Raw genomic sequence first — 24,796 nt, 5'->3', positions numbered from 1 at the left:
GGGCGGACCATGCTGAACGCCTACGGCCCCACCGAGACCACCATGTGCGTCACGATCAGTGCCCCACTGCGCGCCGAACCGCGCACGGTGCCGATCGGATCGCCGGTCTCGCATGCCGCCCTGTTCGTCCTGGACGCCTGGCTACGGCCGGTGCCCGTCGGCGTGGTCGGCGAACTGTATGTGGCCGGCGCCGGCCTCGGCGTGGGCTATCTGGGCCGCGGATCGCTGACCGGCTCGCACTTCGTCGCGTGCCCGTTCGCGGGCGCGGGCGGGCGGATGTACCGCACCGGGGACCTGGTGCGCTGGCGTGCCGACGGTCATCTCGACTATCTGGGTCGCGCCGACGAGCAGGTGAAGATTCGCGGCTATCGCATCGAATTGGGCGATGTGCACACCGCTTTGGCCGATGTCGCGGGGGTCGACCAGGCCGTCGTCATCGCCCGCGAGGACCGCCCCGGGGACAAGCGCCTGGTCGGCTACCTCACCGGCACCGTCGACCCGGTGGACGTGCGCGCCGCGCTGAGTGCCCGGCTGCCCGCCTACATGGTCCCCGCCGCCATCGTGGTGCTGGCGGCCCTGCCACTCACCGCCAACGGGAAACTCGACACCCGGGCGTTGCCCGCACCCGACTACGCCGCCGGCGTGTACCGCGCCCCGGCCGGCGCCGTCGAAGAGATCCTGGCCGGTCTCTACGCCCAGCTGCTCGGCGTCGGACGGGTCGGCGCCGACGACTCCTTCTTCGACCTCGGCGGAGACAGCATCACCGCCATGCGGCTGATCGCCGCCATCAACAGCAGCCTGCACGCCAACCTCGCCGTGCGCACCATCTTCGAGGCACCCACCGTCGCGCAGCTCGCGCCCCGCGTCGGCGAGGAATCCGGACGGCTGGAACCGCTGGTGGCCGGCGAACGACCCGCGGTCATCCCGTTGTCGTTCGCGCAGAAACGGTTGTGGTTCCTCGAGCAACTGCAGGGACCTTCGGCGGTGTACAACATGGCCACGACATTGCGGCTGCGTGGCGACCTCGACATCGACGCACTGCACGCCGCGCTCGACGACGTCATCGCCCGGCATGAGAGCCTGCGCACCCTGCTGGTGGCGCCGGACGGGATACCGCAGCAGGTGGTGCTGCCGGTCGAACGGGCCGAATGTGGTTGGCAGTTCAGCGATGCCACCGACTGGCCGGCCACCCAGATCGAGGAGGCCGTCGGCGCCGCCGCACGGTACGCCTTCGACCTGTCCGCCGAAATCCCGCTGCGCGCCCACCTCTTCCGGATGCAGCCCGATGTGCACGTGCTGGTGGCCGCCGTCCACCACATCGCCGCCGACGGCTGGTCGATGACACCGCTGGCCCGGGATCTCAGCGTGGCCTACGCGAGCCGCAGCGCCGGGCAGGCGCCGGACTGGGCGCCACTTCCGGTGCAGTATGTCGACTACACCCTCTGGCAGCGGGCACAATTCGGCGAACTGGATGCTGCGGACAGCCCCATCGCCGGGCAACTGTCCTACTGGGAGAGCGCGCTGGCCGGGCTCCCCGAGCGCCTGCCGCTGCCCACCGACCGTCCCTACCCGTTGGTCGCCGGGCAACGCGGAGCCGTCGTCACCGTCGAGTGGCCCGCCGAGTTGCAGCGCCGTATCGCCCGGGTGGCCCGCGAACACAACGCGACCAGCTTCATGGTGGTGCAGACCGCACTCACGCTGCTACTGAGCAAGATCGGCGCGACCTCCGATGTGGCGGTGGGCGTCCCGGTCGCGGGCCGCCGCGACCCCGCGCTCGACGACCTCGTCGGGTTCTTCGTCAACACCCTGGTGCTGCGTGTCGAGATCGACGGCGACCCGACCTTCGCCGACCTGCTCGCGCAGGTGCAGCAGCGCAGCCTGGCCGCCTACGAGAACCAGGACGTGTCTTTCGACGTGCTCGTGGAGCGGCTCAACCCGACCCGCAACCTGAGCCACCATCCGCTCGTGCAGGTGCTGTTGGCCTGGCAGAACCTGCCCGGTCACCGGCAGAACACCTCAGGTCTGGCGCTGGGCGGGCTGCAGATCGAGCCGCTGCCGGTGGACACCAAGACCGCGCGGATGGACCTCACGTTCTCCCTGGGCGAGCTGTGGACGCAGGACGGTGAACCGGCGGGCATCGGCGGCACCGTCGAGTACCGCACCGACGTATTCGATGCCGTCACCATCGAAACCCTGATCGACCGCCTGCAGCGGGTGGTGGCGGCCGCCACCGCGGATCCGGCGCTGGCCTTGTCAGCGGTGGACCTGCTCGACGATGCCGAGCAGCAACGGCTCGACGCGCTGAGCCACCGTCAGGTGTGCACGCACCCAACCCCTGATACGTCGATACCGGAGCTGTTCGCCGCGCAGGTCGCCCGCACCCCGGGTTTGGTGGCGCTGCGTTGCCCGGGCGAGCGAGTCGGCGGGGGAGGGACCGACGGCCGGTCGCTGACCTACGCCGAACTCGACGCCGCCGCCAACCGGATGGCTGGTTTGCTCACCGCGCAGGGGGTGCGGGCAGGACACACGGTGGCGCTGCTGCTGCCGCGCTCCGCCGAGGCGATCATCGCGATCCTGGCGGTGCTCAAGTCCGGCGCCGCCTACCTGCCGCTCGACCCGGCCCTGCCGCCGGCCCGGATCGCGGTGGTGCTGTCCGACGCGGCGCCGGTCGCCGTGCTCACCACCGGTGAACTCGCCGCGCAACTGACCGCCCACGCCGGTGTCGTCATCGACGTGCATGATCCCGTCATCGCCGATCAGCCGAACACCGCACTGCCGGCACCGGCCGCCGACGACCTCGCCTACCTGATCTACACCTCGGGCACCACCGGTGTCCCCAAAGGCGTTGCCGTCAGCCATCGCAACGTGCTGTCGCTGCTGACCGCGCCGGACTCCGGGCTGCCCCGCGCCGGAGTCTGGTCGCAGTGGCACTCGCTGGCTTTCGACGTCTCGGTCTGGGAGATCTTCGGCGCACTGCTGCACGGCGGGCGGCTGGTGGTGGTCCCGGAATCGGTGGCGCGCGCACCGGAGGACCTGCACGCGCTGCTCATCGACGAGCAGGTGACCGTGCTGAGTCAGACCCCCTCGGCGGCGGGTGCTCTCGCCCCCGACGGTCTCGACGAGGTGACCCTGGTGGTGGCCGGGGAGGCCTGCCCGGCCGAACTGGTCGACCGCTGGGCGCCGAGAACGATGATCAACGCCTACGGCCCCACCGAGGGCACCATCTACGCCTCGATCAGCGCACCGCTGACACCCGATTCAGGAACTGGCGTGCCGATCGGCACCCCGGCCGGCGGTGCCGCGCTGTTCGTGCTCGACGCGTGGCTGCGGCCGGTCCCGGCCGGCGTGGTCGGTGAGCTCTACATTGCCGGCGGCGGCGTGGCTGCCGGCTATCTGAACCGCGGCGGCCTGAGCGCCGCACGTTTCGTGGCCTGCCCGTTCGCCGGTGCCGGCGCGCGGATGTATCGCACCGGGGACCTGGTGCGCTGGCGCGCCGACGGCCAGTTGGACTATCTGGGCCGCGCCGACGAGCAGGTGAAGATCCGCGGCTACCGGATCGAACTGGGCGATGTGCAGACGGCTTTGGCGGCACGTCCGGAGGTGGAACAGGCCGTCGTGATCGCCCGCGAGGACCGTCCGGGGGACAAGCGACTGATCGGCTACATCACCGGCACGGCCGACCCGGTGGCGGTGCGCGCCGACCTCGCCGACTCCTTGCCCGGCTACATGATCCCGGCGGCGGTGATCACCGTCGCCGAACTGCCGTTGACACCCAACGGCAAGCTCGATGTCCGTGCCCTGCCCGCACCCGAGTACGCCGGCGGGCAGTACGTGGCGCCGAGCGACGCGGTCGAGGACATCCTGGCCGGGATCTATGCCGACGTGCTCGGTGCCGACCGGGTGGGCGTCGACGACTCGTTCTTCGACCTCGGTGGCGACAGCATCTCTTCGATGCAGGTGGTGACCCGGGCCCGCGCCGCCGGACTGACCTGCCGGACCCGGGACATCTTCGTCGAGCAGACGGTGGCGCGGCTGGCCCGGGTCGTCGAGGTCGCCGCGACCGACACGGTCGCAGACGAGGGTGTCGGACCACTGCCGGCGACGCCGATCATGCGCTGGCTCAACGAGGTTGACGGACCGACCACCGAGTTCAACCAGACGCTGCTGGTGCAGGCCCCGGCAGGGGCCATCGAAGCCGACGTGCTGGCGGTGCTGCAGACCCTGCTGGACGGGCACGATGCGCTGCGGCTGCGGGTGATCGACAGCACCACCCTGCGGGTGGAGGCGCCGGGAACGGTCCAGGCGCGCGACTGCCTGCACATCGTCGGCGCCCTCAGCGATGAGACGCTGGCCGCGGCCAGGTCGGGTCTCGATCCGGTCACCGGCGCCATGCTGCGCGCACTGTGGGTGCCCAGCACCGGGCAGCTGGCGGTGCTCATCCACCACCTGGCGGTCGACGCCGCGTCCTGGCGAATCCTGCTGGAAGACATCAACATCGCCTGGTCGCAGCTGCAGAGCGGGCAGCCGGTGCAGCTGCCGGCCGGCGGCACGTCGATCCGGCGGTGGGCGGCGGTGCTCACCGAACACGCACACCGACCCGAGATCGTCGCGCACACCGAGACATGGCGACAGGTCACGCAGACACCACCCGTGTTCCCGGCGCTGCTTCCGGACACCGACACCTTCGCCACCGCCGGCCGGCTGTCGGCACAGCTGGACACCGAAACCACCGACATCCTGCTGAATGCCGCGCCCGCGGCGTTCCACGCCGGGATCCAGGACATTCTGCTGATCGGGTTCGCCTTGGCCGCAGCACAGTTCACGGGTCAGACGGCGATCGCGATCGACGTCGAAGGCCACGGCCGCCACGAGGAACTGGCCGTCGACATCGACCTGTCCCGCACCGTCGGCTGGTTCACCACGAAGTCCCCGATCGCCGTCGACGCGGGGGAATTGCCCTGGGCGCAGGTCATCTCCGGGGACACCGCGCTCGGCGCGGTGGTCAAGGACGTCAAGGAACAGCTGCGGTCCCTGCCCGACGCACTGAGCTACGGCCTGCTGCGCTACCTGAACAACGATGTCACCCTGAGCGCCCCCGACCCGACCATCGGCTTCAACTATCTCGGGCGGCAGACGGGAACCGCGGAGCTCTCCGAGAAACTCTGGCGGCCGAGTGCGGACTGGTCGCTGACCGCGTCGGCATCGGCGACCGAGATGCCGCTGATGCACACCCTGGAACTCAACGCCGCCACGGTGGATACCGCGGACGGCCCACGGCTGCAGGCGGGCTGGAGCTGGGCGCCCTCGGCGCTGGACGAGGCGCAGGTCTCCCGGCTGAGCCGGCTGTGGTTCGAGGCGCTGGCCGGGATCTGCGCACATGTGCGGGCCGGTGGCGGTGGCCTCACCCCCTCCGATATCGCACCCGCGCGGCTGAGCCAGCAGCAGATCGACGCAGTGGCGCAGCGCTACCGGGTTGCCGACATGCTGCCGCTGACACCGGTCCAGCAGGGTCTGTTGTTCCACGCCACCACCGCCGAGCGCACCGACGATCTGTACGCCGGGCAGGTCGCCATCGAATTGACCGGCCCGCTCGATGCGGACCGGTTGCGGGCCGCGGTGCGCGGTGTGGTCAAGCGCCACCCGCACCTCGCCGCACGCTTCCAGGCGTCGCCGCCGATCCAGGTCATCCCCGCCCAGCCCAGCGCGGCCTGGCGGCACGTGGATCTGGCCGCCGACCCCGATCCGGTCGCGGTCGAGCGGATCTGCGCGGCGGAGCGCGCCGCGGTCTGCGATCTGACCGAGAAGACCGTCTTACGAACCACTTTGATCCGGCTCGGGGCGCAACGCCACCGGTTCGTGCTGACCAACCACCACATCGTGCTGGACGGCTGGTCCATGCCGATCCTGCTGGCCGAGATCTTCGCCGGCTACCACGGGCACCGGCTGCCCGCGGCCACGCCGTACCGCCGCTACCTCACCTGGCTGGCCGGCCGTGACCTCGACGAGGCCCGCACCGTGTGGGGCAAACTCTTCACCGGCTTCGACGAGCCCACCCTGGTCGGTCCGCCGGATCGCACCGACGCCGGGCCGCGCCAAGTCAGTACCGTCACCCTGGCCGACGGAATCGCCGACGCGGTGGCGGCGCTGGCACGGGCCCGGCACACCACCGTCAACACCGTGCTGCAGGCAGGCTACGCGCAGGTGCTGTGCTGGCTCACTGGCCGTCGCGACATCGCCTTCGGCACCACGGTTTCGGGTCGGCCCGCCGAGGTTCCCGGCGTGCAATCCATGATCGGCCTGTTCATCAACACCGTGCCGGTGCGGGCGCGCATCACCCCGCACACCTCGGCGGCCGACCTGCTCGAGCAGTTGCACGGCGCGTACAACGACACCCTCGACCAGCAGCACCTGGCCCTCAACGACATTCACCGTGTCACCGGACATGACCAGCTCTTCGACACCATGTTCGCCTACGAGAACTACCCGGTGGACACCGCGGCGCTGTCCGGGGATCACGAGCTGACCGTCACCGACGTCAGCACCCGGGAGTCCAGCCACTACCCCCTGACCGTGCAGGCCCAGCCCGGCCGGGACCTCGCGCTGCGCATCGAGTACGACACCGATGTCTTCGACGCCGAGGACATCACCGCGCTCACCCGGCGATTCACCGCGGTGCTGCGGGCGATGACCGCCGAACCCGCGCGGCCGTTGTCCGATCTCACCGCCGCGGACACCGATGAACAAGCGGCACTGGACCGGTGGGGCAACCGGGCCGCGCTGAACCGATCGGCGGCCGGCACCACGGTCGCGGACCGGTTCCGCGACCAGGTCAGCCGGGCACCGCACCGGGTGGCCGTGGTGTGCGGTGACGCCACGCTGACCTACGCCGAACTGGACGACGCCTCCGACCGGCTCGCGCAGCGGCTGGTGGCCGCCGGCGCCGGGCCGGGCCGCACGGTCGCCCTGCTGGTCCCGCGCTCGGCCGACGCCGTCGTCGCCATCCTCGCCGTCCTGAAATCGGGGGCCGCCTACCTGCCGATGGACCTGGTGATGCCCTCGGCGCGCATCGCGTTCATGGTGGCCGACACCGCACCGGTGGCCGCGCTCACCACCGCGGGCCTCGCCGACCGGTTCGACGGGCACGACCTGCGGATCATCGACGTGCACGACCCGCACCTCGGCGATGTCTGCGAGCTGCCGGCACCGCACCCGGACGACATCGCCTACGTCATGTACACCTCCGGGACCACCGGCAGGCCCAAAGGTGTTGCCCTCGCGCATCGCAATCTGACCCAGCTGTTCGACGATGTGCAGATCGGGATCGAGCCGAACGGGCAGCAGGTGTGGTCGCAGTTCCATTCCTATGCCTTCGACTTCTCGGTCTGGGAGATCTGGGGTGCACTGCTGCACGGCGCCCGCCTGGTGGTGGTGCCCGACGAGGCCGCCCGCTCCGTGACCGAGTTCCACGACATCCTGGTCCGCGAGAGCGTCACCGTGCTGTGCCAGACCCCCTCGGCCGCAGCGATGTTGCCCACCGAGGGCCTGGATTCGGTGTCGCTGATGGTCGGCGCCGAAGCGTGCCCACCGGAGCTGGTGGATCGTTGGACGGCGCGGGCCGGCCGGGTGATGGTCAACCTGTACGGCCCGACCGAGACCACCATCTGGGCCTCGGCCAGCGCGCCGTTGCACCCGGGTTCCGGAGTCCCGCCGATCGGTACGCCACCTCGCGGCGCCGCCCTGTTCGTGCTCGATGATTGGCTGCAACCGGTGCGGCCGGAAGCGGTCGGCGAACTGTACGTCGCCGGTGACGGCGTCAGTGTCGGATACTGGAACCGGTCGGCCCTCACCGCGACGCGATTCCTGCCGTGTCCGTTCGGGACGGCCGGGCAACGCATGTACCGCACCGGTGACCTGGTCCGCTGGGGATCCGACGGGCAATTGCAGTACCTGGGCCGCGCCGACGAGCAGGTGAAGATCCGCGGCTACCGCATCGAACTCGGCGAGGTCCGGTCCGCGTTGGCCGCGCTCGAGGGTGTCGACCAGGCGGTGGTGCTCGTGCGCACCGACGCTGCCGGCCGGCGCCGGCTGGTGGCCTACACCACCGGTACCGCGGACCCCGCCGAAGCCCGTGCCTCTGTGGCACAACGGCTTCCGAGCTACATGGTGCCCTCGGCGGTGGTGCGGCTCGACGCGTTGCCGGTGACCGTCAGCGGCAAGCTCGATGTCCGCGCCCTCCCGGAGCCCGATTATGCGGCGGGACCGCAGCGCGCGCCCGCCAGCCTCGCCGAGGAGGTCGTCGCCGGAGTCTTCGCCCGGGTCCTGGGCCTCGACCGGGTCGGCGTGGACGACTCGTTCTTCGACCTGGGTGGGGATTCGCTGTCCAGCATGCGCCTGATCGCCGAGATCAACGCCGCCCTCGACATCGACCTGCCGGTCCGCGCGGTGTTCGAGGCGCCCACCGTCGCGCAACTGGTGCAACACGTCGATCACGGCGCGACCCGGCGCGAGCCGCTGGTGGTGGCGCCACGGCCCGAGCAGATCCCGTTGTCGTTCGGGCAGAACAGGTTGTGGCTCGTCGATCAGGTGCAGGGACCGTCGGCGGTGTACAACATGGCCGCCGCGCTGCGCTGCAGCGGCCCGCTGGATCCCGCGGCGCTGCACGCTGCGCTGGCCGACGTGGTCGGCCGGCACGAGAGCCTGCGCACACTGTTCGTGGCGCCCAACGGCACCCCGCAGCAGGTGGTGATCCCCGCCGAGAAGGCCGATTTCGGTTGGCAGATCGTCGACGCACGCACATGGTCAGCGGGTGCACTGGACGATGCGCTGCAGGATGCGGCGCGCCGGACCTTCGACCTCTCCGTCGACCTCCCGTTGCGCGCCCAGCTGTTCCGGGTCAGCGCCGAGGACCACGTCCTGGTCACCGTGCTGCACCACATCGCCGCGGACGGCTGGTCCCTGCGGCCGCTGGTCGCCGATCTGAGCCTGGCTTACGCAGAGCGGTGCGCCGGTCACGCGCCGGACTGGGAGCCGCTACCGGTCCAGTACGTCGACTACACCCTGTGGCAGCACGCCCAATTCGGCGATCTGCAGGACAGCCACAGCCGGGTGGCGGCACAACTGGACTACTGGGAGCGGGCGCTGGCAGCGATGCCGGAGCGCCTCGAGCTGCCCACCGACCGGCCTTACCCGCTGATCGCGGATATGGCCGGGGACACGGTGCGCGTCGACTGGTCCGCCGATCTGCAGGATCGGATCGCCCGGGTGGCACGCCGGCACAATGCGACGCCGTTCATGGTGGTGCAGAGCGCGCTGATGGCGCTGTTGTCCAAGGTCACCGCGAGTTCGGATGTGGCCGTCGGATTCCCGATCGCCGGGCGCCGCGACGCCAAACTCGACGACCTCGTCGGCTTCTTCGTCAACACCATGGTGCTGCGCGCCGACGTCTCCGACGATCCCAGCTTCGCCGATCTGCTGGCGCAGGTGCGCACCCGCAGCCTGGAGGCCTTCGAGAATCAGGACGTCCCGTTCGAGGTGCTCGTCGAGCGCCTCAACCCGGCCCGCAGCCTCACCCATCACCCCCTGGTGCAGGTCATGCTGGCCTGGCAGAACTTCACCGGGCACCACAATGCCGCCGCCGGGCCCGGGCTCAAAGGCCTTGACGTCGCGCCGGTTCCGTTGAGCACCCAGTCCGCCCGAATGGATCTGACCTTCTCGCTGGCCGAGCGGTGGACCGACACCGGCGCACCCGCCGGCATCGGCGGCGAGGTGGAGTACCGCACCGACGTATTCGACGCCGGCACCGTCGAAACCCTGATCGGCAGGCTGGAGCGGGTACTGGCCGCCGCCACCGCCGACCCGGACCGGCCGCTGTCCGCGGTGAGCCTGCTCGACGATCCCGAGCGCGCGCGGCTCGACGAACTGGGCCACCGCGCGGCGCTTTCCGCTGCCCCGCACACACCGGTGTCGCTGCCGGAGTCCTTCACCGCGCAGGCCGCCCGCACCCCCGACGCGGTCGCGCTCACCGATGAGGGGCGCAGCTGGACCTACGCCGAACTCGACGCCCTGTCGAACCAGTTGGCGCATCGGCTGTCCGGCCGCGGTGCGCGGCCCGGTCAGACCGTGGCGCTGCTGTTCCACCGGTCCGCCGCAGCGATCACCGCGATACTCGCGGTGCTCAAGACCGGCGCCGCCTACCTGCCGATCGATCCGGCGCTGCCGGCGGCACGCGTCGACTTCGTGCTCGGCGATGCCGCCCCGGTGGACGTGCTCGCCGGCGCGGATCTGGCCCGCCCGGGTGCCAGCGTGCTCGATCTCGATGATCCGGCACTGCTCGCACAGCCCGCCTCCGCGCTACCCGGTCCGTCGGCCGACGACATCGCCTACCTGATCTACACCTCGGGTACCACCGGGGTGCCCAAGGGCGTCGCTGTCACACACCGCAATGCCATCGGGCTGCTGGGAGAGGCCGGCAATGACCTGGCCCCGGTCGGGGCGTGGAGCCAATGGCATTCGCTGGCCTTCGACGTGTCGGTGTGGGAGATCTTCGGCGCGCTGCTGCGCGGTGGCCGGCTGGTCATCGTCCCCGAATGGGTGGCGCGCTCCCCGGAGGACCTGCACGCCCTGCTGGCTGCCGAGCACGTCACCGTGCTGACCCAGACCCCCTCGGCGGCAATGATGTTGGCACCGGACGGACTGGACGTCACGACACTGGTGGTGGCCGGCGAGGCGTGTCCGGCCGAACTCGTCGACCGCTGGGCATCCCGCGTCACGATGATCAATGCCTACGGTCCCACCGAGGGCACCATCTACGCGACGGCCAGCACCCCGCTGCGAGCGGCCTCGGAGACCGCGACGCGCGCGGTGCCCATCGGTGCCCCGGTTCCCGGCGCGGCGTCCTTCGTCCTCGACGAATGGCTGCGCCCGGTCCCGATCGGTGTGGTCGGGGAGTTGTACATCGCCGGAACGGGTGTCGCGGCCGGCTACGTCAAGCGCGGCGAGCTCACCGGATCCCGTTTCGTGGCATGCCCGTTCGCGGGTGCCGGGCAGCGGATGTACCGGACCGGTGACCTGGTGCGCTGGGGTGCCGACGGGCAGCTGCAATATCTGGGCCGCGCCGACGAACAGGTCAAGATCCGCGGATTCCGGATCGAACTCGGCGATGTGCAAACCGCACTGGCGGCCGTCGACGGGGTCGAGCAGGCGGTCGTCATCGCCCGCGAGGACCGGCCGGGGGACAAGCGGCTCATCGGATACGTCACCGGCAGCGCCGATCCGGGTGCGGCGCGGGCCGCGCTGACCACACAACTGCCCGGCTACATGGTGCCGGCCGCGGTGATCGCCATCGGCGCGCTGCCGCTGACACCCAACGGCAAACTGGACAAGCGGGCTCTGCCCGCACCCAGCTATGACCAGCCCGACCGGTACCGGGCGCCGGGCACCGCAGTCGAGGAACTGCTGGCCGGCATCTACGCCGAAGTGCTCGGACTCGATCGTGTCGGGGTGGACGATTCGTTCTTCGAGTTGGGCGGCGACAGCATCATGTCGATGCAGGCGGTGGCCCGCGCCCGGGCGGCCGGGCTGACCTGCCGGCCGCGCGACATCTTCGTCGAGCAGACGGTGGCCCGGCTGGCCCTCGTGGTCGGCGTCGCCGACGGCCACGCCATCGTCGACCCGGGGGTGGGCCCGGTGGTGGCGACCCCGATCATGCGGTGGCTTGGCGATGTCGACGGCCCGACACAGGACTTCAACCAGACCGTGGTGCTGCAGGCCCCGTCCGGTGCCACCGAGGCCGACGTCGTGGTGCTGCTGCAGGCACTGCTGGACCGGCACGCGATGCTGCGGCTGCGCGCCGACGGCGATGCCCTGCAGGTCCCCGAACCGGGCACGGTGGACGCCGCGAACTGTCTGCACGTGGTGGACGAGGTCGACGCGGCCGCCGTCATCTCGGCACGATCGCAGCTCGACCCGCGCCACGGTGCGATGCTGCGTGCGCTGTGGGCGCGCCGCACCGGGCAACTGGCGCTGATCGTGCATCACCTCGCCGTGGACGGGGTGTCCTGGCGGATCCTGCTGGAAGACCTCAACATCGCCTGGGGCCGGCACCACCACGGGCAGCCCGCAGCCCTGCCGGTGAGTGGGACATCCTTCGCCCGATGGTCGGAGTTGCTCGCCGAGCATGCCCGCAGCGCCGACGTGCTCGCCGACGCCGACTCCTGGCGGCGGATCGCGGCGGTGCCCGGCGCGCTACCCACCGCGACCGACACCTATGAGGCGGCGGGCCGGTTGTCGGTATCGCTGGACGACGCGGATGTCGTCGACACTCTGCTGCGCGACGCTCCGGCCGCGTTCCACGCCGGCATCCACGATATACTGCTGCTCGGGTTCGCCCTGGCCGCAGCGGAATTCGTCGGTGAGTCGGCCATCGCGATCGACGTGGAGGGCCACGGTCGCCACGAAGAGCTGGCCGCCGACATCGACCTGTCCCGCACCGTCGGCTGGTTCACCACCAAGTACCCGGTGTCCCTGGAACTCGGCGGGCTGCCGTGGGCCCGGGTCCTCGCCGGCGATGCCGAGCTGGGCGCGCTGCTCAAGGACGCCAAGGAGCAGCTGCGGGCGCACCCCGAGGGCCTGAGCTACGGCCTGCTGCGCTACCTCAACGCCGATGTCGACCTCGACGGCGCCGAGCCGCCGATCGGCTTCAACTATCTGGGCCGTCTGGGCGGCGGCGTCGAACTGCCCGGTGAACTGTGGCGCCTGGCCGCCGACGGCTCCTCGGAGGTGACGGCGGCCAGTGCGGCGGTACCGATGCCGCTCATGCACACCGTGGAACTCAACGCCGCCACGGTGGACACCGCGAACGGACCGCAGCTGCATGCCAATTGGACGTGGGCCCGCTCGGTGCTCGACGATGAGCAGGTTGCCCGGCTGAGCCGGCTGTGGTTCGAGGCGCTGGCCGGCATCTGCGCACACGTCCGCGGCGGCGGTGGTGGTCTTACACCGTCGGATATCGCACCCGCCCGCCTGAGCCAGGCTCAGATCGACGACCTGCAGGCGCGGCACCGGGTCGCCGACATCCTGCCGCTCACCCCGCTGCAGCAGGGCCTGCTGTTCCATGCCGACGCCGCCGAAGCCGAGCTGTATGCGGTGCAACTCGATCTGACCATCACCGGCGCACTGGAGGCCGACCGGCTGCGGGCCGCGGTCCAGACCGTCATCGCACGGCACCCGCACCTGGCCGCCCGTTTCACCGCCGGTCTCGAGGAGCCCGTGCAGATCGTGCCCGCCGATCCCGAGATCGCCTGGCAGTTCGCCGATACGGCCGTCGACGCGGAGATTCGGCGGCTGCGGGCCGCCGAACGCGCCGCGGTCTGCGACCTCGCGCACCAACCGCCGATGCGCGTCGCGCTGATCCGCACCGGCGCACAGCGGCACCGGCTGATCCTGACCAACCATCACATCGTGATGGACGGCTGGTCGCTGCCCATCCTGCTGCATGAGATCTTCGCCGCCTACCACGGTCAGCGCCTGCCGGCCGCGGTGCCGTACCGAACCTTCGTCAGCTGGCTGGCGGCCCGGGATCTCGACGCCGCCCGTGCCGCCTGGGCCGAGGTGCTGGCCGGTTTCGACACCCCGACATTGCTCGGGCCTGCCCAGGAGCTGCTGGGGCGCAGGGATGTTCGCTCGCTGCGGCTCTCCGCGGCGACCACCGGTGCGGTCGGCGAACTGGCCAGGGCCCACCAGACCACGGTGAACGTCGTGCTCCAGAGTGCCTATGCTCAGCTGCTGATGCACCTGACCGGCCGGTGCGACGTCGTCTTCGGGACCCCGGTGTCGGGGCGGCCGACCGATGTGCCCGGCGCTGATGCCATGGTCGGGCTGATGATCAACACGGTGCCGGTACGGGCCACCGTCGCGGCGACCACGAGTGCCGCCGATCTGCTCGATCAGATGCAGCGCACCCACAACGCCACCCTGGAGCATGAGTACCTGGCGCTGGCCGAGATCCACCGGATCACGGCGCAGGACAAGCTCTTCGACACCATGTTCGCCTTCGAGAACTATCCGCTCGGGGCGGCTGCCGCCGGTTTCGGGGACGCGCTGGCCATCACCGATTTCGAGGCGCATGAAGAGAACCACTATCCGCTGACCGTGCAGGTGTCCCCGGGCGCGGAACTGGGCCTGCGGGTGGAGTACGACACCGAGGTGTTCACCCGGACCGAGATCGAGATGTTCATCGAACGATTCGAGCGGTTGCTGGCCGAGATGATCGCCGACCCCACCCGGGCACTGGCCGCGGTCGATCTGCTCGGCGAGGCCGAACACGCCCGGCTCGACGAGTTCGCGCACCTGCCCACGCTGAGCGCGCCGGCGCCCGCGTCATCGATCCCGGAGCTGTTCACCGCGCAGGCGGCCCGCATCCCGGACGCGGTGGCGCTCAGATTCAACGGCCGGTCCACGACCTACCGTGAACTCGACGAAGCCGCGAACAGGTTGGCCCATCTGCTGGCCGAACACGGCGCCGGCCCAGGACAATTCGTCGCGCTGATGCTGCCGCGCCGCGCCGAGGCGATCGTGGCCATCCTGGCCGTGCTCAAGGCCGGGGCGGCCTACCTGCCGATTGACCCGGCCATGCCCGCCGAACGCCTGGCGTTCATGCTCGCCGATACCGCGCCCGTCGCGGCGGTGACCGTCAGCGAACACGCCCACCGCTTCGGTGACCTGCCGGTGATCAACCCCGCGGACCCGCGCCTGGCAGCACAACCCACGATCGCGCCGCCGGGGCCGTCGCCCGACGATATCGCCTACGTCATCTACACCTCCGGTACCACCGGCGTCCCCAAAGGCGTTGTGGTCAGCCACCGCAACGTGACCGGGCAGTTCGCCAGCCCGGTCCTCGGCCGCGCCGACGAGGTGTGGGCGCTGTGCCATTCCTTCGCGTTCGACTTCTCGGTGGGCGAGATGTGGGCGGCGCTGCTGCACGGCGGACGCCTGGTGGTGGTACCCGAATCCGTCACCGCGGCACCCGGGGACTTCCACGCCCTGCTCGTCGAAGAACGGGTCACCGCGCTGGGCCAGACCCCCTCGGCGGCCGCCATGCTGGCACCCGAGGGCCTGGCGGAGATGACGCTGCTGGTGGGCGGTGAGGCCTGCCAGGCCGGCATCGTCGACCGCTGGAGCGCCGACGGCCGCACCATGGTCAACATCTACGGTCCCACCGAGGGCACCGTGTACGCGACGGTCAGCAGCCCGCTGAGCGCAGGCGGGAAGATGCCGATCGGTGCGCCGGTGCCCGGCGCGGCGACCTTCGTGCTCGACGCGTTCCTGCGACCGGTGCCCGTCGGGGTCGTCGGCGAGTTGTATGTGGCCGGCACGGGTGTCGCCGTCGGCTACGGAAACCGTCCCGGATTGACCGGCACACACTTCGTTCCGTGCCCGTTCGGCGCGCCCGGGCAGCGGATGTACCGCACCGGTGATCTGGCGCGCTGGGGCGCGGACGGCCAGCTCGAGCACCTCGGCCGCGTCGACGAGCAGGTCAAGATCCGCGGCTTCCGCATCGAACTCGGCGATGTGCGTTCGGCTTTGGCGGCCCGCGACGGCGTCGAGCAGGCCGCGGTGATCGTGCGTGAGGACCGGCCCGGCGACCGGCGGCTGGTTGGCTACATCACCGGAACCGCCGATCCGCTCGCGGTCCGCGCGGCGCTGACCGATCAACTGCCCGGCTACATGGTGCCCGCCGCGGTCGTGGCCGTGCCGGCACTGCCGGTCACCGTCAACGGCAAGCTGGACGCCCGCGCCCTGCCGTCCCCGGAATATCGCGCCGGACAATCCCGCACCCCCGGGACCGCCACCGAGCAGGCGCTGGCCGCCGTGTTCGCCCGGGTGCTGGGAGTCGAAGAGGTCGGCGCCGACGAATCGTTCTTCGATCTGGGCGGGGACAGCATCGCCGCGATGCGCCTGGTCGCCGCCGTCAATCAGGAACTGGGCAGCGACCTTTCGGTGTCGGTAATCTTCGCGGCCCCGACCGTTGCGGCGCTGGCCACCCGGCTGGACGACGGCGCCGGCGCCGAGATCGCCGCCGTGCAGCTGCTGCAGGACGGCACTGGCGCTGCGGTGTTCGTCCCGCACGCCGTCAGCGGCGTCAGCTGGCACTACCAGGTGCTCGCCGGGGTGCTGGACAACCCGATCGTCGGTATCCAACAGGTCGCCGAGGACACCCCGGCCTCGCTGCGCGAGATGGCGGCGATCTACGCCGACCGGATCGAGGCCGAACGGCCCGACGGTCCCGTCCAGCTGCTCGGCTGGTCCTACGGCGGTGTCCTCGCGCACGCCATCGCCGTCGAGGTGCAGCGCCGCGGCGGCGCTGTCGCCCGGCTGATCTTGCTCGACGCCGAACCGACCCTGAGCGACAAGGCCAACGCGGCCGTGGATCGTGGTCAGGTCGACGAACTGCTCGGCACGCACGACGGCCCGGACATCACCGCGCTGCTCGACCGGATGGTGCACAACGTCGAGACCAACATCGGCCTCTACCGTGAACACATGGCCGACGTGTTCCAGGGTGAACTGATCGTGTTCTCCGCCGAACGCGATGACGACGACCGGGCCGGCTACCTCCAGCGTCGCTGGGCGCCGTACGTGGACGGCGTGATCACCGCACACCGGGTGGACTGCAGCCATCAGGACATGCTGGGCACCGACACACTCGAGCAGTACGGGCCGCAGCTGCGGCGCCTGCTCGGCCGCGAGGCGCCGTGAAACTGCGCTGGTCCCGACGCAACGCCGAGTCGCCGGACAGCGGTGAGGCCGGGAAGCTGACCGTCAACGGCGTCTTCGAGCGGCTCGCCCGTGTCGTCGTGCGGCGTCCCTGGCTGGTGATCGCGGGCTGGCTGGTGCTCGTCAGCGTGCTCGCCTCCACGCTGCCGCCGCTGATCCAGTTGGCCAGCGACCGAGATCAGGAGATGCTGCCCGGCGACGCCGCGGTGATGGTGGCGACCAAGGAGATGACCGCCGACTTCGGCGAGCCGGGCATCCAGAACATCGCCCTGGTGGTGCTGACCAACGACGACGGACTCACCGACGCCGACGAGGACGTCTACCGCCGGCTGGTCAACGAATTACACGGCAACGTCCGCGATGTCGTGATGGTGCAGGACTTCATCACCCAGCCGCCGCTGCGGGAGGTGATGCAGAGCAAGGACGACAAGGCCTGGTTCATCCCGGTCGGCATCGTGGGGGAGTTGGGGTCCCCGGAGTCCACCGAGGCCTATCAGCGCGTCGTGACGACCGTCGAGGACACCGTCGCAGGCTCCGACCTGACCCTGCACATGACCGGCCTGACCGCGACCGTCGCCGAACGCGAACAGATCGGGCTGCGCGACCTGCGGTTGATCGAAACCGTCACCGTCGCGGTGGTACTGGTCATCCTGCTGGTGGTGTATCGCAGCATCGTCACGATGCTGCTGCCGCTGCTGACCATCTCGATCTCACAGGTGGCCGCGGCGCAGATCGTGGCCGGCCTCGCCGAGATGGGGCTGGCGATCTCGCAGCAGACCCTGGTGTTCATGTCGGCGATGATGATCGGCGCCGGCGTCGACTACGCCGTCTTCCTCATCAGCCGATATCACGAATACCTGCGCGCCGGGATGACCCCCGACGATGCGGTGGCCCGGGCGATCAGCGCGATCGGCAAGGTGATCGCCGCCTCGGCGGCGACCGTGGCGGTCACCTTCCTCGGCATGGGTTTCACCACGCTGAAGGTGTTCTCCACCGCCGGGCCGGCGCTGGCCGTCTCGATCGCGGTGGCGTTCTTCGCCTCGGTCACGCTGCTACCCGCGTTCCTGGTGCTGTGCGGCCGGCGCGGATGGGCCACGCCCAGACGCGAGCTCACCAAACAATTCTGGCGACGGTCCGCCATCCGCATCGTGCGCCGGCCGATGGCGCACCTGATGGGCAGCCTGCTGATCCTGGTGCCGCTGGCTTTGTGCGTCCTGGCGATGGACACCAGCTACGACGCGCGAACCGCGCTGCCGCCGTCGGCGGAGAGCAATGTCGGCATGGCCGCGATCGAGGAACATTTCCCGGCCAGTATCACCGCCCCGCAGTACATCTTCATCCAGTCGCCGCACGATCTGCGGACGCCCGAGGCGCTGGCGGACATGGAACAGCTGGCCCAGCGGGTCAGCCAGCTACCCGATATCGAGACGGTGCGCGGTGTCACCCGGCCCTCCGGCGAACCGCTGGAACAGGCCACGCTGAGTTATCAGGCCGGCGTGATCGGCGACAAACTCGCCGACGCGTCCGCCAAGATCACCGAAAGCACCGATGCCCGCTCGCAACTGACCGGAGGTGCGGACCAGCTGGCAGAGAGCCTGGCGTCGGTGCGCGGCCAGCTGACCCAGGCCACCGCGGTGTTCGACGGGCTGAAAAAGACGATGGCCGACGTGCGCAACCAGCTCACCAACTCCGATCTGTTGCCGAAGATGCCCGGCGACGACGCCCCCGTGGTGCAGGACGCGGAGAGCTTCCGGGAATCGTTGGAATTCACCAGGTTCGTGGTGCGGACCCTGCAGAACAACCCGAACTGCGATATGGACCCGGCCTGCGCGTCCGACCGCGATCGGTGGCAGCGGGTGGTCGAGGTCCTCGACAAGGTGCAGCCCGCGATGGACGCGGCCGGCAAGGTGCTCTCCCAGCTGGGATCCGCGAATTCCGGTGGACTGCAGCAGCAGATCGCCAAGATCGACCAGGGCGCCGACGCGCTGGCCGAGGGCAGCCGGCAGCTCGCCGACGGCGTCAAGACCCTCAACGAGCAGACCGGTGAACTCGGCAACGGACTGGAGGACGCCTCGGACTTCCTGCTGTCGATGAAACGCAACGCCACCGACCCGGGCACCGCGGGCTTCTTCATCTCACCGGAGATCCTCGACAACAAGAACTTCCAGGACGTCGTCGAGGTCTTCGTGTCGCCGGATGGGCACTCGGCGCGCTACCTGGTCGAGTCCACCCTCGATCCCTATGACACCGGGGCGATGGATCAGGTGAAGACCATCCTCGCCACCGCGCAGGGCGCACAGGTCAACACCGCGCTCGCCGACGCCTCGATCTCGATGTCGGGTATGACGCCGTATTACAGCGAACTGCGTGACTACTACGACCAGGATCTGCTGTTCATCGTGGTGATGACCGTGGCGGTGGTGTTCTTGATCCTGGTGCTGCTGCTTCGCGCTATCGTGGCCCCGCTGTATCTCGTTGCCACCGTGATTCTTTCGTGCCTGTCCGCACTGGGCATCGGGGTGCTGGTGTTCCAGGTGATGCTCGACCAACCCATCGCGGCGAGCACGCCGGGCCTGGCGTTCATCGTGTTGGTGGCCGTCGGCGCCGACTACAACATGCTGCTGATATCGCGGATACGCGACGAATCCCCGCACGGCATCAACTCGGGTGTGATCAAGACGGTGCGCGCCACCGGCAGCGTCATCACCTCGGCCGGCATGATCTTCGCCGCCCCGATGCTCGCCATGTGCTTCAGCAGTATCAGCTCGATGGTGCAGGGCGGCTTCATCATCGGGGTCGGCCTGCTGATCGACACCCTGCTGGTGCGCACGCTGACGGTGCCCGCGCTGGCGGTGCTGGTGGGCAAGTACAACTGGTGGCCGTCGGGGCGCCGCGCGCCGCGCAACCGTCCGGCACCGTCCGAGAACGATCCCGTCGCCGTCGGCTAGTGGCCATGAGAAGTACGTGGTTTCAGTCTGGATGACCGGTACCGCGAGCGGCTGAAGCCCGGTAGGTGGCGCTGCCGCCGAACGGGAATCGAGACACCTCCGTGGCTGGGCTGTACTGCCTCACACCATCGAGGTCCGCGGGATCTTCATGCCCAGCGACAGTGCGCCGGCCAGCTCCCGGCTGGTGTCGTAGTCGAACACCACGTGCCCGGACAGCACGTCGACATCGCGCTTGTAGCGCTGCAGCGGGCTGGACAGGAAGTGGATGCTGGCCCCGCCGGCGCCCATCAGCTCACCGATGACGGCCTTGGACTCGGACACGATGTGTGCGGCCGCCAGCCGGGCCTGCGCCCGCACGGGCTTGTCCACCGGATCCCCGGTGGCCACGATGGTCTCGATCTCGCCGACGGTGTCGGCCAGCAGACCGCGCAGTGCGCGCAGCCGCACCTGTGCTCCGGCCAGGTGCGCCTGGGCGATCGGCTTGTCCTTCTGCGTCACGCCCTCATAGGGCAGCACCCGTTCGGCGAGGCGTCGGGCGTAGATCTCGGTGACCCGTTCGGCGCTGCCGAGGGCGGGCATGGCGGCCAGCAGCGCGAGCGCGGGCACCATCGGCCAGCGGTAGGTGGCGGCGTCGTGCAGACCGGCGCCGGGTGCGGTGCCGGCATAGATGTCGGTGACCTTGACCAACCGGTGCTCGGGCACGAAGACGTCGGTGGCGATGGCGTCATTGGATCCGGTGGCCCGCATGCCGTCGGTGTGCCACACGTCCTCGACGGTGACGTCGGCCGCGGGCAACAGCGCCAGCGCGGGGTAGAGGGCGTCGTCCGCGCCGCACAGTGCGGCCACGATGATCCAGTTGCCGTGGTTCACCCCGGTCGCCCAGGACCAGCGTCCGCTGAGCCGGATACCGCCGCGGGCGGGCAGGCCGCGGCCCGTCGGTGCCAGCGGCGCGGGCGCCAGGAAGGGCCGCGCGCCGAAGGCCTCCTGCTGGGCCTGCTCGCCGAACAGGGCCAGCATCCAGTTGTGCAGCGCGAAGAACCCGATCGTCCACGCGCTGGACGTGCAGCCGTGGGCCATCCGCCGGACCGGGTCCAGCAGGGCCGGGAATGGGGCCTGCTGGCCTCCGTAACGCGCCGGGACCAACAGATCGGTGAACCCGGACGCGGTCAGGTCGGCGATCGTCGCCTCGGGCAGCCGGCGCAGCTCCTCGGCCTCGGGGGCGCGCTGGGCCAGTGCGCTCACGAACTCATCGGTGACAAGGGTGCGGGCCTCGATCGTCGTCATGGCCAGAACGTACCATACCTTTTAGTATGGAAGCTGCCGTCAGCGCGCCAACATCAGGTCGAGGAAGCGGTCGCTCTGGGCAGCCTGGCGGGGATCGGGCACCCGGCCGGACAGGTGCAGGAAGCCGATACCCACGGCGAATGTCGCGCCGGCCCGCAGTTCGGCCTCATCGGTGTCGAACCCGTAGTCCTCGAACGCGGTCCGCACCGCGGCCAGCACCCGCCGATCGGCGTCCCGAACGCTGTCGGCGACGGCGTCATCGGAGCGGGCCCATTCGCGCATGGCGCGCTCCAGCGTCCAGTGCCGCGGGCTCACCAGCGACGCCATCATCCGCGCCAGGCGGTCCCGGGGAGGCAACTCGCGGACGGCCTCGATCTGGCTGCGATCGGCGTCTCGCAGGTCGCGCCAGCCCTCCACGAGGGCGGCTCGGTAGCTGGGCATGCCGTCGAAGTGCCAATAGAAGCTGCCCTTGGTCACCTTCAGCCGCGCACACAAACGATCGATTTTCAGCAGTTTTATCCCGTCCTCGGCAAGGATCGCGTACCCGGCCTGAAGCCAATCGTCGATGGTCAGACGGTTGCCGGATGGGCTCTGGGCGGTCGCCATGAGGGGCAGCCTACGGCGACTCGCGCGCACCCCTGACTTTCTGTTGGCCCTCGCTGCGTGTTTTACTGCAAGTCGCGACAACTGAATTCTCGGTCCGCTCCACGACAGAGCGAGCGGACGCGGATACCGCAGTGCAAGGACGCACTGCGGTATCTCTGGGTGTTGGACATGCTGCACCCCGGGTCGGGCGGGACCGTGACAATTAGAGTTGGGAAGAATTTGATGCAGAACGTTGTAGGCCGGTGGATGCGCCGGATCGGGGCCGTCGCCGCGGCTGCGCTGGTCGTGCCGGGTGCGATCGCAGTGGCGGGTGGCGCAGCCACCGCTGGTGCCTTCTCCCGCCCGGGTCTTCCGGTGGAGTACCTGATGGTGCCGTCCGCTGGGATGGGCCGCGATATCAAGATCCAGTTCCAGAGCGGTGGCGAGAACTCGCCGGCCGTGTACCTGCTGGACGGCCTGCGTGCGCAGGATGACTTCAATGGCTGGGATATCAACACCCAGGCCTTCGAGTGGTTCCTCGACAGTGGTCTGTCGGTCGTCATGCCCGTCGGTGGCCAGTCGAGCTTCTACGCCGACTGGTACTCGCCGGCTCGTAACAAGGGCCCGACCGTCACGTACAAGTGGGAGACCTTCCTGACCCAGGAGCTGCCCGCCTACCTGCAGGCCAACAAGGCCGTCAAGCCCACCGGCAGTGCTGCGGTCGGTCTGTCGATGGCCGGCTCGGCCGCGCTGAACCTGGCGACCTGGCACCCCGCGCAGTTCATCTACGCCGGCTCCATGTCGGGCTTCCTGAACCCCTCCGAGGGCTGGTGGCCGTTCCTGATCAACATCTCCATGGGTGACGCCGGTGGCTTCAAGGCCGACGACATGTGGGGCAAGACCCAGGATCCGAACAGCGGCTGGAAGCGCAATGACCCGATGGTCAACATCCCGACGCTGGTGGCCAACAACACCCGCCTCTGGGTCTACTGCGGTAACGGCCAGCCCAACGAGCTCGGTGGCGGCGATCTGCCCGCGACCTTCCTCGAGGATCTGACCATCCGCACCAACATCACCTTCCGCGACAACTACCTGGCCGCGGGCGGATCGAACGGTGTGTTCAACTTCCCGAACAACGGCACGCACAACTGGGCGTACTGGGGCCGCGAGCTCCAGGCCATGCTGCCCGACCTGCAGCGTGTTCTCGGCGCATAAGTAAGCCGTAGAAAATCCCCCGAGGCATCTGCCTCGGGGGATTTTTCTATTGCCGACCAACGTGTCTGCGAGAGTGTGGTTTCGACCGCGACGCGATACTCGGGCCAGCCCATGTCGAGCCTGGCCGGCACGAGGCCGTACCTGTCACAGACCTTGATCTGCGTCATCGGCCGCGAAACTCGGCGCGCACAAGCATGAGTCGCGTCAACGACTCATACGGGGATTCCGAGCCTCCGTCGACCGGCATGCCGGAGACCTCGGTTGTCTCACCGGGCGCCAGGGTGTCGCTATGCACGACCAACCCGGCCGGTGGCCTGCGATTGCTGTGGATGATCTCGGCGCGCTCACCGGCGTCGATCCATTTGGCGCCCAACAGTGCCGAGGCGCACAGACCGCTCACCACGCCGCGGCGGTCTGACCACAGCCACGCCGCGCGGGCGAGCTGCTGCGGGGACAGCACGGTGTCGCGAAGTATCCACACCGCCGGGTAGATGGCCCTGTTGAAGCGGCGAAGTTCACGGAACGTCAGGGTGCCGTTGTGCACGGCCTCCGGGCCGCGAAACGGCCAATCGATGGGGTTCAAGCCACCGACGGTGACGACGAGCGCCGACACGAATCAGCCGGCGACACCCGATTCGCGCACGTTATCCACAGGTGTGGTTCACGCGTGTGTGCGTCGGGATACGGGGGCTGCGGGGTGTTGCGGATGAAACCGCACTCTCGGCGAGAGGAAGTGGGAGGTGGCGCCGTCCCCCCGGATCGGCGCCACCAGGAATCACTTCAGCTGAGCCGAGGACAGCCCCAGCAGCCGGCGGGCGACCACCAGCTGCTGAATCTGCTGGGTGCCCTCGAAGATGTCCAGGATCTTCGAATCGCGGGCCCACTTCTCCAGCAGCGTCTGCTCCGAATACCCTGCGGTGCCGGCCATCTCGACGGCCTTGAGGGTGATGTCGCTGGCCACCCGGGCGGCCTTGGCCTTGCCCATCGAGGCCTCTTTGGAGTTCGGGATCTTGTTGTCGGCCTGCCATGCCGACCGGATGGTGAGCAGATAGCCGGACTCCCAGTCGGCTTCCATGCGCAGGAACTCAGCGGCCGGTGCGCTCTGGGCATGGGCGGGCTTGTCGTAGGAGATCTCGATACCGGCCTCGGTCAGGATGACCCGCAGTTCCTCCAGAGCGGCGCGCGCGATGCCGACGGCCATCGCCGCCACGATCGGGCGGGTGTTGTCGAAGGTCTCCATGGCGCCGCCGAAGCCCTTGTCGGTCTTGACCTCTGGGTCACCGAGCAGGTTCTCCTTCGGGATCCGCGCGTTCTCGAAGCGGATCACTGCGGTGTCGGAGGCCTTGATGCCCAGCTTGTGCTCGAGGCGTTCCACGGTGACACCGGGGTGCTCCCGCGGCACGACGAACGATTTGATCGCCGCGCGGCCCAGGGACTTGTCCACCGTCGCCCACACCACGATGTGGGTCGCGCGGGATCCTGCGGTGACGAAGATCTTCTCGCCGTTGATCACGTACTCGTCGCCGTCGAGAATCGCGGTGGTGGACACCGCGGCCGAGTCGGAGCCGAAGCTGGGCTCGGTGATGGCCATCGAGGCCCAGACCTTGCCGAAACGCTCCAGCTGTTCCTTGTTGGCAACGCTGGAGATCGCGGCGTTGCCGAGGCCCTGGAAGGGGATCGACAGCAGCAGGGCGACGTCGCCCCAACTGACTTCCAGCGCGTTCAGCAGCGCAGACATGTTGGCGCCGTTGACGTTCGTCTTCTTGCCCTCGTCGTTGCGGCCACCGAAGGCGTCGGCGCCGGCGAACGAGATGGTCTTTGCTTCCTGTAGGCCTTCGAACAGGTTGGCCAGGGTGTCGAGCTCTACCGGGTAGGCGTGCTCGGCGAGGTCGTACTTGCGCGAGATCGGCCGCAGCATCTCCGCCGCGCCCTGATGTCCCTTTTCGACGACCGCTTGCAGCTTCTTGGGTAGTTCCAGATTGATTGCCATG

Annotated in this window: 7 protein-coding genes; 3 read left to right on the top strand and 4 right to left on the bottom strand. The window is 69.6% G+C overall.

Annotation, left to right across the window (positions count from 1 at the left end; genetic code table 11):
- Window positions 1-9 precede the first annotated feature (9 nt).
- Together EXE63_RS33410 and EXE63_RS05775 are read left to right on the top strand one after the other, a co-directional pair.
- Entirely contained in the window at window positions 10-16,755 is a 16,746-nt protein-coding gene (locus EXE63_RS33410; protein WP_168141179.1) for a non-ribosomal peptide synthetase, read from the top strand.
- Window positions 16,752-19,721 (top strand): MMPL/RND family transporter, encoded by a 2,970-nt coding sequence (locus EXE63_RS05775; protein ID WP_234904378.1) that lies wholly within the window; start codon window positions 16,752-16,754, stop codon window positions 19,719-19,721. Before EXE63_RS33410 ends, EXE63_RS05775 begins: the two co-directional genes overlap by 4 nt.
- Window positions 19,722-19,841: 120 nt before the next feature.
- Here the strand turns inward: EXE63_RS05775 and EXE63_RS05770 are convergent, their stop codons facing one another.
- Both EXE63_RS05770 and EXE63_RS05765 read right to left on the bottom strand, forming a co-directional pair.
- The gene (locus tag EXE63_RS05770) at window positions 19,842-21,005 is read right to left on the bottom strand and encodes an acyl-CoA dehydrogenase family protein (protein WP_210000297.1); all 1,164 of its coding nucleotides are present in this window, start codon (window positions 21,003-21,005) and stop codon (window positions 19,842-19,844) included.
- A 39-nt stretch (window positions 21,006-21,044) separates the two neighbouring features.
- Window positions 21,045-21,611, bottom strand: a complete 567-nt coding sequence (locus tag EXE63_RS05765) for a TetR/AcrR family transcriptional regulator (protein ID WP_168141178.1) — start codon at window positions 21,609-21,611, stop codon at window positions 21,045-21,047.
- A gap of 222 nt (window positions 21,612-21,833) precedes the next feature.
- Here EXE63_RS05765 and EXE63_RS05760 point away from each other — a divergent pair, with 222 nt between their 5' ends.
- Window positions 21,834-22,805 (top strand): esterase family protein, encoded by a 972-nt coding sequence (locus tag EXE63_RS05760; RefSeq protein WP_168141177.1) that lies wholly within the window; start codon window positions 21,834-21,836, stop codon window positions 22,803-22,805.
- A gap of 163 nt (window positions 22,806-22,968) precedes the next feature.
- On the opposite strand, the gene EXE63_RS05755 is transcribed toward EXE63_RS05760, so the two are convergent.
- Together EXE63_RS05755 and EXE63_RS05750 are read right to left on the bottom strand one after the other, a co-directional pair.
- Complete coding sequence (locus EXE63_RS05755; protein WP_168141176.1) at window positions 22,969-23,388, bottom strand: hypothetical protein; 420 nt, start codon at window positions 23,386-23,388, stop codon at window positions 22,969-22,971.
- A 192-nt stretch (window positions 23,389-23,580) separates the two neighbouring features.
- On the bottom strand, window positions 23,581-24,795 hold the full coding sequence (locus tag EXE63_RS05750; RefSeq protein WP_168141175.1) for an acyl-CoA dehydrogenase family protein: 1,215 nt from the start codon (window positions 24,793-24,795) through the stop codon (window positions 23,581-23,583).
- Window position 24,796: the final 1 nt, after the last annotated feature.

The organism is Mycolicibacterium frederiksbergense (assembly GCF_012223425.1).
In the GTDB taxonomy this organism is placed as follows: Bacteria; Actinomycetota; Actinomycetes; order Mycobacteriales; family Mycobacteriaceae; genus Mycobacterium; species Mycobacterium frederiksbergense.
Note: the sequence above shows the minus strand (reverse complement) of the source record. Positions and strands in the feature narration are given on the sequence as shown.